Source organism: Bacillus cereus group sp. BfR-BA-01524, assembly GCF_022662595.1.
Classification (GTDB): domain Bacteria; phylum Bacillota; class Bacilli; order Bacillales; family Bacillaceae_G; genus Bacillus_A; species Bacillus_A thuringiensis_S.
In genome coordinates, this window is sequence record NZ_JAKUDW010000349.1 from 1 (window position 1) to 310 (window position 310).

Sequence of the window (310 nt, forward strand, 5' to 3'; positions counted from 1 at the left end):
ATAACCCATTCCTAATAACTTTTGTGACATTGGCGCTTCTTTAAAGAACTGCTTATGTCTTTCTTCATATACTTGACGTCCACTGAAAATAAGATTTTCTTGATTTTCTTTCTTTTGCTCTTTTTCAAGTTCTTTCTTAACTTCTACTTCTATCTTCGCTTTTTCTTCTGGTTTTTCAACCTTATGGTGCTTTTCTTCTTTTTCTTTAATTTCTTGTTCTTTTTTCAGCTTATCTTTAATTTCTTGTTCTTTTTGATCTTGTTGTGCCACATTTTGCTCTGTTAAATAGTTATTGTGAATACCCATATTT

General features: G+C 30.0%; 1 protein-coding gene. It reads right to left on the bottom strand.

Annotated features, from left to right (window positions below; genetic code table 11):
- Positions 1 to 310: O-antigen ligase family protein (locus MR170_RS31410; protein ID WP_242310716.1), on the bottom strand; the 310-nt coding region annotated here is incomplete at both ends.